The organism is Nocardia goodfellowii, assembly GCF_017875645.1.
Lineage (GTDB): Bacteria > Actinomycetota > Actinomycetes > Mycobacteriales > Mycobacteriaceae > Nocardia > Nocardia goodfellowii.
Genome location: NZ_JAGGMR010000001.1, coordinates 5395154 through 5408191, shown reverse-complemented (window position 1 = coordinate 5408191; position 13038 = coordinate 5395154). Strand labels below are relative to the sequence as shown.

Genomic DNA, 13038 nt, shown 5'->3' with positions numbered 1-13038 from the left:
ACTCAGACGAACGGGCAGCGATTCCGGACGATCGGACCGTATCCGTGCCCTCGATATCGGCAATCGACTCCGCGCGCCTACCGATAGTAGTACCGTCGCGAATGTCGTTATGCGGGAAGGACATCCACAGATGATGATTCGGCAGATGGCAGCAGGGCTCCTGGCGGCGGCGGGCGCGGGCGCGCTGGTCTTCGGCGCGCAACCCGCCCAAGCGGACCCGCTTCCCCAATTCGCGCCCTTCGGCACCACCCTCTACAACTTCGGCAACGCCAACTTCTGCGCGGGCGCGATCAACGTGGCCGTCGAAGCCGCCCCGCATCGCCCCGGTTTCGTCCGGGCCCACGTGCGCGCGCTGGGATATCAGCGCGGCCCGTGCGGTAACCAGGTCTCGCTGGGCTGGGTCGGTTCGGCCGGTGCCCGCCACCACAATGTCTACGTGCACGCCGCCGCGACTCCGGGCGAGACCGTCACCGCCGACCTGTGGGTGGGCATGGGCCCGGCCAAGATCATGGCCGCCAGCTGGCCCATGCAGGGCACCTTCGCCGAGTGGTACCTGCTGGTGCCCTGACCTCGCTGTTCAGGCCTCGGGGATCTCCCGGCCATAGGTTTCGATGGTGATGCTGTCGGGATCGGGCCCGCCGCGGTCACCGGTGTCGAGGCTGTCGATGGCGGCGATCTGCTCGAGGGTGAGGTCGAAGTCGAAGACATCGAAGTTCTCGGCGATGCGCTCCGGTTTGGTCGATTTCGGAATGGCCGAACGGCCTTCCTGCAGATGCCAGCGCAACATCACCTGCGCGGCCGTCTTGCCGTGCTGCGCGGCGATCTTCAGCAGCGTCGGATCGTCGAAGGTGTGCTTCTCGGCACCGGAATAGGCGGTGATGCCGCCGATCGGCGACCAGGCCTGAGTCAGGATCTCGTTCTGGTTGTCGAGCTTCTGCACGTCGCGCTGCTGGAAATAGGGGTGCAGCTCGATCTGATTCACCGCGGGCGGCACGGAGATCGCCGACAGCAAACGCTTCAGGTGCTCGGTCATGAAATTACTGACACCGATCGCACGAACCTTGCCCTCGGCGAGGAGCTTCTCCAGCGCCCGGTAGGCGTCGATGGTGCGGTCGAACTCACCGGACAGCGGCTGGTGCAGGATCAGCAGATCGATGCGGCCCACACCGAGCTTGGCGGCGCTCTTGTCGAAGGCGTGCAGGGTCGCGTCGGTGCCGTAATCACTGATCCAGACCTTCGTCTCGACGAAGACCTCCGCGCGGTCCAGCCCGGAACTGCGGATACCCGCGCCGACCTCACGTTCGTTGCCGTAGACGGCGGCGGTATCGATGTGGCGATAGCCGACCCGCAGCGCCTCCGCGACCGATTCGGCCGTCACCTCCGGCGGCGTCTGGTACACGCCCAAACCCAGCGCCGGCATGTCGACGCCGTTGTTCAACATGATCGTGTTGGTGGTCATGCCTCCACGGTAGGGGCGACCCGGCGCGGCGGAGTTATCCCCGGCAGTGGCTAGCCGGGAGCCTCCGTGGCTCGCAGCCGGGCGTTGAGTCGAGCGGCCTCGCGGGTGAGATGTCCGCGTTCGGGCAGGTTGGGCGCCGCATGGGCGGCTTCGGTGTAGAGGCGCGCGGCGTCGGCGAGATCACCGGCACGCTCGTGCAGATAGGCCGCGGCGGCGGCATAGCGGGGCAGCGACGGGTCGAGTTCGGCCAGCGCCGCCAGTCCGGCGTGCGGGCCGTCGGCCGCACCGAGCGCGACGGCGCGGTTGAGGCGGGCCACCGGGTTGTCGGTGAACCGCAGCAGTTCGTCGTACCACTCCACGATCTGCACCCAGTCGGTCTCGGCGGCGGTGCGCGCGTCGGCGTGCAGCGCGGCGATGGCGGCTTGAGTTTGGAACTCGCCTAACCGATCTCGGGCCAGAGCGGCCTGCAGGATATCGACGCCCTCGGCGATCAGGCGGGTGTCCCACAAGCCGCGGTCCTGCTCGGCCAGCGGTACCAGGCTGCCGTCGGGACGAGTGCGGGCCGGGCGGCGGGCGTGGTGCAGCAGCATGAGCGCGAGCAGTCCCGCCACCTCCTCGTGTTTGATCGCGGCCGCGAGCTGGCGGGTGAGCCGGATCGCCTCGGCCGCGAGATCGATGTCGCCGGAGTAGCCCTCGTTGAAGACGAGGTAGAGCACGCGCAGCACCGTCGCGACATCCCCCGGCCGGTCCAGGCGGACGCCGGAGACGGTGCGTTTGGCGCGGCTGATCCGCTGCGCCATGGTGGCCTCGGGCACGAGATAGGCCTGCGCGATCTGTTTGGTGCTCAGACCGCCGACAGCACGCAGTGTCAACGCGACCGCCGAGGCCGGCGTCAGATCGGGATGCGCGCACAGGAAATACAGCTGCAGGGTGTCGTCCATGGTCTGCGCGGGGCCCGGCGGCGGCTCCTCCTCGACGAGTTCCTCACGCCGGCGCCGGGAGGTGTCGGCGCGGGCGAGGTCGAGGAACTTGCGCCAGGCCACCGCGACCAGCCAGCCCTTGGGATCGCGCGGCGGGTCCTGCGGCCACACCCGCACCGCTTCGAGCAGGGCCTCCTGCACGGCGTCCTCGGCCGTCGCGAAATCCGCGCCACGGCGACCGAGAATCCCGATCACCGTCGGGGTGAGCGACCGCAGCAGAGTCTCATCCACCGCGCGCTACTCCGTGATGGTCGGGGCCGAGGAGTAGAACGGGCGCAACTCGAGCCACTCGTGAATGGGCTTGCCACCCGCACCCGGCGCCGCGGACAATTCGGCGGCGAGTTCGAGGGCACGCTCGTAGGTGTCGACGTCGATCACCATCCAGCCGGCGATCAGATCCTTGGTTTCGGCGAACGGACCGTCGGTGACCGGCGGCTTGCCCTCGCCGTCGTAGCGGACGAAAGTGCCCTCCGGGGACAACGCCATATGGTCGACGAACTCGCCGGTGGTTTCGAGCCGGGCGGCGAAATCGGCCATGTAGCGCAGGTGGGCCGAGACCTCCTCCGGCGTCCACTGCTCCATCGGCACATCGTTGACCGCCGCCGGCGCGCCCCGATAGTGCTTGAGCAACAGGTACTTGGCCATCATGGTCTCCTCGATGATCTCGACACCGGCCACAATATTGGGTGGACCGAGAGCCGGGATAGCCGGAAGATCATCGAAATGACTTCGACACCACAGGAACGGCTTCGGCTGGTCGGCCGCGAGGAGCCGGCTGTGCCCGCGCTCTCGTGGGTGATGAACCTCGACGATTCCGATTCCCCGCGCGACATCATCGACGCGCTCGGTCTCGCGCCCTACATCAGCGGTGAACAACCGCACGCGGTCGCCGTGGAGCTCGACGGCGTGAAACCCGACGCACCGCTGTGCCCCGAAGATGCCCGGGTCGTGCGGACCAGCGACGACGACGGCACGGTCGCCACCCTGTCGGTGGGTGAGGGGTGGACCCTGCGCGTCGTGCGCCGCGGCAACGGCAGCGCCGCGCTCACCGTCTGCGCGGTCACCGAGAAACTGGCGCGCATCGTCATCGAGATCTGCGGCGCCGACGCCACCGTCGCACCCGAAACCGACCACAGCCAGGTGTCGATGGGCTTCTGGCACAGCGGACCGCACGGCCCGCTGCGGCGCGAACGCAACATCCACGCCGCGGCGTGGACCGAGATCGACGGCAACTACGGCACCGACGTCGGCGCGGCGATGCGAAGGTTGATGGCATTGCGGGCCGAAGACGTCAGCGGCCGGCTACTGTTGCTGCACGGCCCGCCCGGCACCGGCAAGACCTCGGCGCTGCGCGCGCTCGCCCGCGAATGGTCGCAGTGGTGTCAGGTCGACTGTGTGCTGGACCCGGAGGTGTTGTTCGCCAACCCCGGCTACCTCATGGAAGTCGCGATGGGCGTCGACAGCTACGACGAGAGCAAACGCCGATGGCGGCTACTGGTCCTCGAGGACTGTGACGAGCTGATCCGCGGGTCGGCGAAAGAGTCCACCGGGCAAGGGCTTTCGCGTCTGCTCAACCTCACCGACGGCATGCTGGGTCAGGGCCGCGACGTGCTGGTGGCGATCACGACCAACGAGAATCTGTCGCGGTTGCACCCGGCGGTCATCCGGCCCGGGCGCTGTCTGGCGCAACTCGAGGTCGGCCCGCTGGCGCCCGCGGAGGCCAAGGCGTGGCTCGACCGCGAGCTCGGCGACCGGGCCAAACCGGTGGTGGGGCCGGAGGGGATGACCCTCGCGGAATTGATCGAGGCGCGTGAGGAACGCACACGCATCCAGTCGAGCCCGACCCCCGGATACTCGGACGCCGGGTATCTCTAGATCGGCAGAAGACTAGCGGTCCGTGCCGGAACTGCGAGTAGCCAGTTCCGCGCGGGCCGCGGCGAACCAGGCTTGGGTCTCGACCAGTCCCGACTCGATCTCCTTGCGCGCGCCGGCGAACCCGTAGAGGGCTCCGGCGAACCTGGTCAGCACCGAACCCTCGTGCTCGTCGAGTTCTTCGAGCAGCGCGGAATCCTGCAGCAGATAGGCGACACCGGCCATCTCGCCCGGGGTCCAAACCTCGCGATAGTCGTCCCAGCCGTGCTGGCGCACCGCGACGGCGCGTTCGACGAGCGTGTCGCGCAGCGCGGTGCGATCGGCGTCGCTGGGGCGCCGGGTTTTGAGGTGGTCCCAGCTGATCGGTTCTGCGTCGGACACGTCGGACTCCGTTCGTCTGGGGGGAGGGCGTGTGGGTCCTGCGCAATCTATCGCGTTGGGGTTTTGTCTGGCGCACTGCGGCTGGCACCTACCGGGTGCACAGTTTTGCGCCGGTTCCGTCGCGGTTTCGTTTCGTATGCCGCAACCAAACGTAAACGAAATAGTCCCGAGGTAGTTGGAGGGAAGGCGAATAGCCTGACCGCCGATAATGTTCACTTATCGGGGGTCAGGACGACACGGTTCAGCGAGGGGCTCCTTTGGGGCGACACGGTTTTCGTTTCGTATAAATACGTAGTAAGTGACGAAACCAACGCTACGATTCAACGGTGTCCAGCGTATGCAACTATCCCGGATGTGTCCGACCCATCACGCGCGGCGGCGGACCCGGCCGCCCCTCGGAATACTGTGACCATCCAGACCACACGCGATGGCGTGCGTGGCGGGAACGTCAACGGCTGCAACAGGAGTCGGAGGTACCCGACGCTTCCGTCACTGTGACGGCACCGGGGCCGGTGACGGCGGCACGGTTGCGCGCCGACGAACTGCTCAGTCAATTCCGGCTGCTCGCCGACCAATTGGGCAACAACCTCAATGCCGCCGTCGCGGAACTGTCCACGCTCGCCGACCCCTCGGTGGCCGAGGCGCAGGTCCAAGCGGTGCAAGCCGACGCGGGGCGGCGGATCGCGGAAGCGGAGATCGCCACGGCCGCCGCCGAACAGGCCCGTCGCGAGGCCGATGAGGCGCGAGTCTCGGCCGAAGCGGCCGCCGAGGACGCGGCCGATGCGGCCGAACAGGCGGAAGCGCTTGTCTCGGAAGCGAATACGGCCCGCGACGAGGCGCTGCGCGAGGTCGAGCGAGCGACCAAACAGGCGGCCGACGATGTCTTCGCCGCGCGCAGCGAAGCCGAAGCCGAGATCCGCACTGTCCGCCGCGAAGCCGCCGAAGACGTCACCCGCGCGCGCGAACAGGCCGAAGAGGAAATCGAGAAGGCGCGGCGCAAAGCCGCGGCGGACATCGAACAGATCCGGCGCGAAGCGACCCAGCAGATCACCGCCGCCGGAGCCGAACGGGATCTCGCGGTCCAACGCGCCGCCGACGCCGAACGCGCCATCGAACGCGCCGAACAGGCCGCGGCCGAACGCGCCGAAGCCGCCAACGAGGCCCGCGCGGAATGGCGGCGCGTGCGCGCCGAACTCGACGCCGTCCGAAGCGAACTCACCGAAGCCCGCCGCACCGCCGCCACCGACCTGGCCGCCGCCCGCGCCGAAGCGGCCACCACTATCGAACAGAACCGCGCCGAAGCCGCCCAGCGACTCGAAGCCCTCGACCAGGCGCGCGCCCAAACCCAAGCCCGCGCCGAACGCGCCGAAGCTCAACTCGACGAGCTACTCGCCGAAGCGCGCCGGGTGTCGGAGCGGGATGCGCCGCGCGCTGCGGGGTGAGGGGTTCGGACTCGTTCCGGCTGTGTGAGCGAAGGTTTCAGAACTCGACCGCGTCGCGGACGATCGGGCAGGTCATGCAATGCCCGCCGCCGCGGCCGCGGCCGAGTTCCGCGCCGACGATGGTGATGACCTCGATTCCCTGCTTGCGGAGTTCGGTGTTGGTGTGCGTATTGCGGTCGTAGGCGAAGACGACGCCCGGTTCTACCGCCACGAGGTTGTTCCCGCTGTCCCACTGCTGGCGTTCGTTGGCGTAGTAGCCGCCGCCGGTCTCGACCACGCGCAGCGCGCCGAGACCCAGCGCCTTCGCGACGACGGTCAAGAACGGCTCGGGTTCGTCGACCACCTCGATCGGGTCGCCGGGGCGCAAGGAGTACGCGTGGATGCCGTAGACGATGTCGGGGAACACCGTGACCAGGTCACGGTCGGCGAAGGTGAACACGGTGTCCAGGTGCATCGCGGCGCGGAGCTTGGGCATGCCGGCGACGATCACCCGCTCGGCCGCCCCGCGCTCGAACAGCGTCCGGGCGACCTGGCTGATGGCCTGCCGAGACGTCCGCTCGCTCATCCCGATGAGAACGACGCCGTTGCCGATCGGCATGACGTCACCGCCCTCGAAGGTGGCAAGACCCCAGTCCAGTTCCGGGTCACCCCACCAGATCTGGGCTCCGGTGAAATCGGGGTGGAAGGTGTATATCGCCTTCATCAACAGCGTTTCGTCGTGCCGGGCAGGCCAGAACAGCGGATTGAGGGTCACTCCGCCATAGATCCAGCAGGTGGTGTCGCGCGTGTACAGGGTGTTGGGCAGCGGCGGCAACAGGTACTCGCGCGCTCCCGCCTGCCCGTCGGCCAACGCACGGTAGCCGCGCCCGCAGTCGGGCACGTCGGCAACGGCGAGCCCGCCGATGAGGTAGGTCGCCAGCGTGCGCTCATCGAGTGACTCCAGGTAGCCGCGCGTGTGATGAATGAATCCGAGCCCGACCTGATTGGCGATGACGGTGCGGTCCAGGATCCAGTCCCTGGCTCCGGGCCGGGCGAGCGTTTCGGCGAGCAGATTGTGGAACTCGACCACCTCGACGCCGCGATCGCGGAGTTTGGTCATGAAATCGAAGTGGTCACGCTTGGCGTTCTGCACCCACAGCACATCATCGAAAAGCAGGTCGTCGCAGTTGGTGGGGGTGAGACGCTCGTGTGCCAGCCCGGGAGCGCACATCAGGACTTTGCGGAGTTGGCCGACCTCGGAGTGCACACCGTAGGCGGCCGACGGCTGGGTTGCGGTCATGTTCTGTGCCTCCTGAGCGTGATGGTCACGGTGGCTAGATGGAAATCAGTCCGGTGGCCAGCCCGATGAGCCCGGCGACCGCGCCGACGATCGAGACGACGAGCAGGATCACCTCCCAGCCCTGGAAGTACTTCTTGCCGTGCTCACGGCGGGCCAGCACGAACAGGATGGTGCCGGGGGCGTAGATGATGAACGACAGCAGCAAGAACTCCAGGCCGGCGGCAAAGATCATGAACGTGGTGTAGAAGGTGGCGATCGCGGCCACGACGAGTTCCTTGCGCCGGTCCTCCGGGTGCAGATCGGTATAGGTCTCGCGGGTGATCGCCAGTTTCAGTGCGTAGGCGGCGGCGAGCAGATACGGCACCAGCGACAACGAGCTGCACAGTTTGAGCGTGAAGGTGAACGCGTCGTCGGAGAACAGGGTCGTCACCAGCACCAGTTGAACGAGAGCCGTGGTGAACGTCAGCGCCACGACCGGGACGCCGTGGTTGTTCACCCGAGCCAGAAACGAGGGCATATCGTCATCGGCCGCGGCGACGAAAAGGACCTCGGCGGCCATCAACGTCCAGGCCAGGTACGCGCCCAGGACCGAGACGATCAGGCCGATGCTGATGAACCAGGCGCCCCAGCTGCCGACGGCGGATTCGAAAACCGGCGACATCGAGGGCTGCTGCACCGAAGCCAGCTGTTCGCGCGGCATGATGCCGAACGACACCATGGTGACCGTGGCGAAGATCGCCAGGACACTGAGAAATCCCAGCACGGTCGCGCGGCCGATGTCGGAACGCTTGCGCGCGTATCGCGAATACACGCTCGCGCCTTCGATGCCGAGGAAGACGAAGACGGTCACCAGCATGGTCGAGCGGACCTGCTCGAACAGCGACTCCGAGTACGCGTCCCCGCCCCAGAAGTTGTCGGCGAAAACGCCGGCGTCGAAGTAGAACAGCAGCACGATGATGAAGACCAGAATCGGCACGAGCTTGGCGATCGTGACGATCTTGTTGATCGCGGCTGCTTCCTGGACGCCACGCAGCACCATGAAATGGAATGCCCAGATGAATACCGTGGACAGCAGGACCGCCGGAATGGTATTTCCCTCACCGAAAATCGGAAGAACCTGTCCGAGTGTGGATTTGATCAGCACCCAGTAAGAAACGTTGCCGACGCACGCACTGGCCCAATAGCCGAATGCGGAAAAGAAGCCCGGGTATTCTCCGAAGCCCTCCTTGGCGTAGGCGTAAACGCCCGCGTCGAGTTCTGGCTTGCGGATCGCCAAGGCTTGGAAGACGAAAGACAGCATCAACATGCCTGTTCCGGCGATCGTCCACGCGATCAGTGCGCCGAAACCGCCGGTGGCCTGCCCGAAGTTGCGCGGCAGCGAGAAAACCCCGGCTCCCACCATCGAGCCGACGACCATCGCCGACAGGGTCAGCAGCGGCATTGTTTTCGCGGGTGATTCCTGTGTCTTCGCCATGCGAACTCCCCGGGCCATCTGGTGGATGTAACGGGATCGAGCCAGGTGGAACTGTAATAGGAGATCACCGGGGCAGAAAGCGGAGAGAGGAATAGGCGGTATCTGTAGCCGGATCGTGACGACTGCGAACAATCCCTGCCGGGAACAGGCAGGCCGATAACGGGTGGCGCGACGCTTGGTGAACTACTTTCCGCGCCCACGCCGCGAGCGTCTGGTGTAACGCCGAGTTCCCGAGGTCACGGTGCGGCGGAGACCGCGCCGGGCAAACCGGTCGGTTGGTCCTGGGACACACGGAGGACGACCGACGCACCGGGAATGCGGGCAAACCGTGGGTTATTGAGAACGAGCGCCCCTACCATGGCTTTATGCCCGAAAACGATGGTGTGGGGCGTGTGGATCCGAGGGTAGCGGGCGGGCGGCAAGCGGTGCTTGCTTCCGGGGTGGTGACGGTGATTCTCGGTGTGGTGATCGCGGTTTGGCCAGAAAAAACGATCGCGGTCGCGGAACTGCTGTTCGCGTCGTATCTCCTGATCAATGGCGCGTTACAGCTGTGGATCGCCCTCGCCGCGAAGTTTGCTGTTGCGTTGCGAGCTCTGGTGTTAGTAAGTGCCGCGATCTCGGCCTTGCTGGCGGTGCTGTGCTTGAACGGCGGCAATTCGGTCCTGCTGCTGGCGATGTGGCTGGGGATCGGCTGGTCGGTGCGGGGGATCACCCAAGCCACCGTCGCCGTGTGGGACGACCGCCTACCCAACGTCCGTCGCCACGAACTACTCGGCCTGTTCACCCTGGTGCTGGGTATCGCGGTGCTGGCCCTGCCGTTCGAGGCGCTCGAGTCGCTGGCGCTGGTCGGTGGTGGCGGACTGATCGTGCTGGGGATCTTGGAGCTGCTCATCGCGGGTGTCGGTGCGGTGGTGGGCCTTCCGGGTCCGGCGCGGGTACTCGCGACGCGCGGGGGATGACTGGCGGCGGATTCACCCAGCGGGTTCACTGTCCTTATGGCACCTACTGATCAACGTCGCAGTTCGGCACGACCGCAGGCACCGGCGACGATGCGGTCACCGGCGGAACTGATCGTGGTCACCCACGGTGCGGGCACACCGATCCAGTCGATCGCGTTGCGCGACAACCTCGCCAGCGCGCAGCGGCTGAACACGCTGCTGCCACTCGATGCGCGTCTGCGCCGGATCTTCGGCCCGCCCAACCGGTTACCGGGGCGGCTGGCCGGCACCGAGCAGGAATCCGTCGGCGCGGACTACCTGAACTATTTCGCGGTGGACGGCGCCGGCTACGACCTCGAGGCGATCGCCGAACGGCTGCGCGCCGACGACGCGGTCGACGGCGCCTACGTCAAACCCGGGGCCGAGCCACCGCTGGCGCCATTGCAGGCCACGGCGCGGTCGGAGGCCGACGCACCGCCGGTGACCCCGGATTTCCGTGCGCGGCAAGGATATCTGGATTCCGCGCCCGGCGGGATCGACGCCCGGTGGGCCTGGACGCAGCCCGGTGGGCGCGGCACGGGCGTACGGGTGGTCGATGTGGAGGGTGCGTGGCTGTTCAGCCATGAGGACCTCACCCAAAATCAGGGCGGTGTGATCGGCGGCCAAGCCACCGACGACGAGGGCTGGCGCAATCACGGCACCGCGGTCGCGGGCGAAATCAGCGGTGATGTCAACGCGTTCGGAATCACCGGTATCGCACCGGATTCGGTGATCCGCGCGGTGTCGATCTTCGGCGCCGGGTCGGCCGCGGCGATCCGCACCGCCGCCGACGCCCTCGCTCCCGGCGATGTCATCTTGCTGGAACTGCACCGCCCCGGTCCGCGCCACAACTTCGGTGACCGCCCGGACCAGGCCGGCTATATCGCCATCGAGTGGTGGCCCGACGACCTGGCCGCCATCCGCTACGCGCACGCTCGCGGGGTGATCGTGGTGGAAGCGGCGGGCAACGGCGGGGAGAATCTGGACGCCGCCCTGTACGACACCCGCCCGACCGGTTTCCCGTCGACGTGGCGCAACCCCTTCCGCGCGGAGGATTCCGGGGCGATCGTCGTCGGCGCGGGTGCGCCACCACCGGGCACTCACGGCCGCGATCACGGCCCGGCGCGATCACGGCTCGCGTTCTCCAACTTCGGCAGCCGCGTCGACACCCAGGGCTGGGGCCTGGAAGTCACCACCACCGGCTACGGTGATCTGCAGGGCGGCGATGATGAAACCTATTGGTACACCGACACTTTCAGCGGTACCTCCAGCGCCTCGCCCATCGTCGTCGGCGCGATCGCCTGCTATCAGGGCATCCGGGCCGCGGCCGGTGGCAGGTTGACGCCCACTGAAATGCGCGCCCGCCTGCGCGCGACCGGCTCACCGCAAACCGCCGCACCCGACCGTCCGGTCAGCCAGCGCATCGGCGCTCTGCCCAACTTGCGCTCCCTGATCACCTGAGCCGGGATATCGGCTGAGCCGGACATCATCGAGTGCGGGGATATCACCTGAGCCGGAACATTATCGAGTGCCGGGACATCGCCTGAATCGGGACATCGCCGAGTGCCGGGATGTCGCCGAGTGCCGGGACATCCGCCGAGTACCGGATATCGCCGAGTTCAGGATGTTGGCGGCGGCGATTTCTCAGCATTCGCCGAGCCGCCGCTTTGGACGCGACCGCCGATTTCAGCCGGGAGGACCATCTGATGGCGCTGAACTACGTGGCCCGGCGCTGCGGTGTGGTGGCGACGACCGACGAGCTGGATGCGAAGGCGCGGCGCGAAAGGATCGCGGTATTCGCCCGGCGTGTGGAAGGTAGTTTCACTCATCCCGTGCTCGGCGTGCGGCCGATAGGCTCGCCGGATGGTGCCGCACCTGATCTTCGGGATTCCGACGCACGGGTTGTTCGTGGCGCTCGGAGTGGTCGCGGCGTCGGTGGTGTTCGTGCTGGAGTGCCGTCGTCGTAACGCGCTTCGCGAGGAATCCTTGGTCGCGGTCACCGGGGCGCTGGTGGGTGGGGCGCTCGGGATGCGGTTGTCGAGTCTGGCGCAAACGCTCGACCCCTACGAGAGTTGGATGTTCGGGGCGCGCAGTGTGCTCGGCGGCCTGCTCGGGGCCTACCTCGGGGTGCTGATCGCGAAGAAGATCATCGGATACAAGGAACGCACCGGGGATCTGTTCGCTCCGGCGGTGGCGCTCGGTATGGCGGTGGGGCGCATCGGATGTCACCTGACCGAAGCGCCCGGCCGGCCGACAGAGCTGCCGTGGGGCGTGCACGCACCCGGCACCGTGCCTAGTTGCCCGGGGTGCGCCAGCGGAGCGGCGATGCATCCGAGTTTCCTGTACGAGATCGCGTTCCAGCTGGCCGCGTTCGCGGCGCTGCTGTGGGCGCGGAACCGGGTCAGCGCCCCTGGAGAATTGTTCACGCTCTATGTATGCGCGTACGCGATCTTCCGATTCGCGGTGGAGTTCACCCGCGCGAACGAGACTGTGTGGCTGGATCTGACACGCCCGCAATGGTTTCTGCTCCCGGGTCTCGTGCTGGTCGCGGTGCGGCTCGGCCTCGGATACCGGCGCGGGCACTACGACGGGCTGCTCGGACGCAAGGTCCCAGCATGAGCACACCACCGCCGGAACAGCAACCGCCGGAACAGGCTCCGCATAGCCGGCGACCGGAACAACCGCCGCAGCAACAACAGTCCCAGCAACAGTTGCCACCGCGAGAGGCTTCGCAGCAACAGCAGTCACCGCCACAACAGTCACCGCTGCAGCAGCACAAGCCGCATAGGCAGCCGTCGCTCCAGTCGCCCCAGCAACAGTCGTCACCACAAGGGCAGCAGACGCATCGCCAGCTACCGCACCGACAACCGGCCGCGCCTGCGCTGGATGTTCCGCTGCTGGTCGGGATGATGGTCGTCGGCGCGGTGGCGTTCGTCGGTGCGAGCGTGGCGGCGGTGATCTTCCTGGTCGGCGAGGTGTGGAGCCTGGGCGCCTTCGCGGTACTCAGTGTGGTGGTCGCCTTCGGCGGTGGCCTCGCGTTGGTCTCGATCCCCAGGACCTGGGCGCGCGGACTCGGTCTCGGGTTGATGATCGGGTGGGCGTTGGTGGTGTTGTTCACGGCGGGGCTCTGTGTCGCCGTCCTGCAGACGTATTGATGACTTTCCCTGACGAAAG

The 13038-nt window shown here is 67.2% G+C and carries 13 protein-coding genes and 1 pseudogene; 8 read left to right on the top strand and 6 right to left on the bottom strand.

Features of this window, described 5'->3' with window-relative positions:
• The first annotated feature begins 145 nt into the window (after positions 1–145).
• Positions 146–568 (top strand): hypothetical protein, encoded by a 423-nt coding sequence (locus BJ987_RS24885; RefSeq protein WP_209894734.1) that lies wholly within the window; start codon positions 146–148, stop codon positions 566–568.
• Positions 569–577: 9 nt separating this feature from the next.
• Here BJ987_RS24885 and BJ987_RS24880 read toward each other — a convergent pair whose 3' ends face one another.
• The 3 genes from BJ987_RS24880 to BJ987_RS24870 are packed head-to-tail and all read right to left on the bottom strand — an operon-like array spanning position 578 to position 3084.
• Positions 578–1459, bottom strand: a complete 882-nt coding sequence (locus BJ987_RS24880; RefSeq protein ID WP_209894732.1) for an aldo/keto reductase — start codon at positions 1457–1459, stop codon at positions 578–580.
• A gap of 50 nt (positions 1460–1509) precedes the next feature.
• Positions 1510–2670 (bottom strand): RNA polymerase sigma factor, encoded by a 1161-nt coding sequence (locus tag BJ987_RS24875; protein ID WP_209894730.1) that lies wholly within the window; start codon positions 2668–2670, stop codon positions 1510–1512.
• A 6-nt stretch (positions 2671–2676) separates the two neighbouring features.
• The gene (locus BJ987_RS24870) at positions 2677–3084 is read right to left on the bottom strand and encodes a YciI family protein (RefSeq protein WP_209899021.1); all 408 of its coding nucleotides are present in this window, start codon (positions 3082–3084) and stop codon (positions 2677–2679) included.
• A gap of 78 nt (positions 3085–3162) precedes the next feature.
• Between BJ987_RS24870 and BJ987_RS24865 the strand changes: the two genes are divergently transcribed.
• Positions 3163–4314, top strand: coding sequence for a DUF5925 domain-containing protein (locus BJ987_RS24865; protein WP_209894728.1), 1152 nt, complete (start codon positions 3163–3165; stop codon positions 4312–4314).
• A gap of 12 nt (positions 4315–4326) precedes the next feature.
• Here the strand turns inward: BJ987_RS24865 and BJ987_RS24860 are convergent, their stop codons facing one another.
• Positions 4327–4692 carry a hypothetical protein gene (locus tag BJ987_RS24860; protein ID WP_209894726.1) on the bottom strand — a complete coding sequence of 122 codons (366 nt, stop codon included), beginning with the start codon at positions 4690–4692 and terminating at the stop codon, positions 4327–4329.
• Between the two features lie 494 nt (positions 4693–5186).
• Between BJ987_RS24860 and BJ987_RS24855 the strand changes: the two genes are divergently transcribed.
• Positions 5187–6134, top strand: coding sequence for a coiled-coil domain-containing protein (locus tag BJ987_RS24855; protein WP_209894724.1), 948 nt, complete (start codon positions 5187–5189; stop codon positions 6132–6134).
• 37 nt (positions 6135–6171) lie between these two features.
• Here BJ987_RS24855 and BJ987_RS24850 read toward each other — a convergent pair whose 3' ends face one another.
• Positions 6172–7413 carry an arginine deiminase gene (locus BJ987_RS24850; RefSeq protein WP_209894722.1) on the bottom strand — a complete coding sequence of 414 codons (1242 nt, stop codon included), beginning with the start codon at positions 7411–7413 and terminating at the stop codon, positions 6172–6174.
• A gap of 34 nt (positions 7414–7447) precedes the next feature.
• Positions 7448–8887 (bottom strand): basic amino acid/polyamine antiporter, encoded by a 1440-nt coding sequence (locus tag BJ987_RS24845; RefSeq protein WP_209894720.1) that lies wholly within the window; start codon positions 8885–8887, stop codon positions 7448–7450.
• A gap of 365 nt (positions 8888–9252) precedes the next feature.
• Here BJ987_RS24845 and BJ987_RS24840 point away from each other — a divergent pair, with 365 nt between their 5' ends.
• The 5 genes and pseudogenes from BJ987_RS24840 (at position 9253) to BJ987_RS24820 (ending at position 13019) form a co-directional block, all read left to right on the top strand.
• On the top strand, positions 9253–9846 hold the full coding sequence (locus BJ987_RS24840; RefSeq protein ID WP_209894718.1) for a DUF308 domain-containing protein: 594 nt from the start codon (positions 9253–9255) through the stop codon (positions 9844–9846).
• Between the two features lie 36 nt (positions 9847–9882).
• Entirely contained in the window at positions 9883–11325 is a 1443-nt protein-coding gene (locus BJ987_RS24835; RefSeq protein WP_245366113.1) for a S8 family serine peptidase, read from the top strand.
• 209 nt (positions 11326–11534) lie between these two features.
• A pseudogene (locus tag BJ987_RS37840) lies at positions 11535–11627 on the top strand (isochorismatase family protein); the annotation flags it as partial.
• Positions 11628–11727: 100 nt separating this feature from the next.
• The gene (locus BJ987_RS24825; RefSeq protein ID WP_209894716.1) at positions 11728–12483 is read left to right on the top strand and encodes a prolipoprotein diacylglyceryl transferase; all 756 of its coding nucleotides are present in this window, start codon (positions 11728–11730) and stop codon (positions 12481–12483) included.
• Entirely contained in the window at positions 12480–13019 is a 540-nt protein-coding gene (locus BJ987_RS24820; protein ID WP_209894714.1) for a hypothetical protein, read from the top strand. Before BJ987_RS24825 ends, BJ987_RS24820 begins: the two co-directional genes overlap by 4 nt.
• Positions 13020–13038: the final 19 nt, after the last annotated feature.

Excerpts from the sequence above, each read along its gene's own strand:
- BJ987_RS24840 (WP_209894718.1), top strand. The coding sequence starts at position 9,253 with ATGCCCGAAAACGATGGTGTGGGGCGTGTGGATCCGAGGGTAGCGGGC.
- BJ987_RS24870 (WP_209899021.1), bottom strand. The coding sequence starts at position 3,084 with ATGGCCAAGTACCTGTTGCTCAAGCACTATCGGGGCGCGCCGGCGGCG.
- BJ987_RS24880 (WP_209894732.1), bottom strand. The coding sequence starts at position 1,459 with ATGACCACCAACACGATCATGTTGAACAACGGCGTCGACATGCCGGCG.
- BJ987_RS24820 (WP_209894714.1), top strand. The coding sequence starts at position 12,480 with ATGAGCACACCACCGCCGGAACAGCAACCGCCGGAACAGGCTCCGCAT.
- BJ987_RS24835 (WP_245366113.1), top strand. The coding sequence starts at position 9,883 with ATGGCACCTACTGATCAACGTCGCAGTTCGGCACGACCGCAGGCACCG.
- BJ987_RS24850 (WP_209894722.1), bottom strand. The coding sequence starts at position 7,413 with ATGACCGCAACCCAGCCGTCGGCCGCCTACGGTGTGCACTCCGAGGTC.
- BJ987_RS24865 (WP_209894728.1), top strand. The coding sequence starts at position 3,163 with ATGACTTCGACACCACAGGAACGGCTTCGGCTGGTCGGCCGCGAGGAG.
- BJ987_RS24825 (WP_209894716.1), top strand. The coding sequence starts at position 11,728 with ATGGTGCCGCACCTGATCTTCGGGATTCCGACGCACGGGTTGTTCGTG.
- BJ987_RS24845 (WP_209894720.1), bottom strand. The coding sequence starts at position 8,887 with ATGGCGAAGACACAGGAATCACCCGCGAAAACAATGCCGCTGCTGACC.
- BJ987_RS24885 (WP_209894734.1), top strand. The coding sequence starts at position 146 with ATGGCAGCAGGGCTCCTGGCGGCGGCGGGCGCGGGCGCGCTGGTCTTC.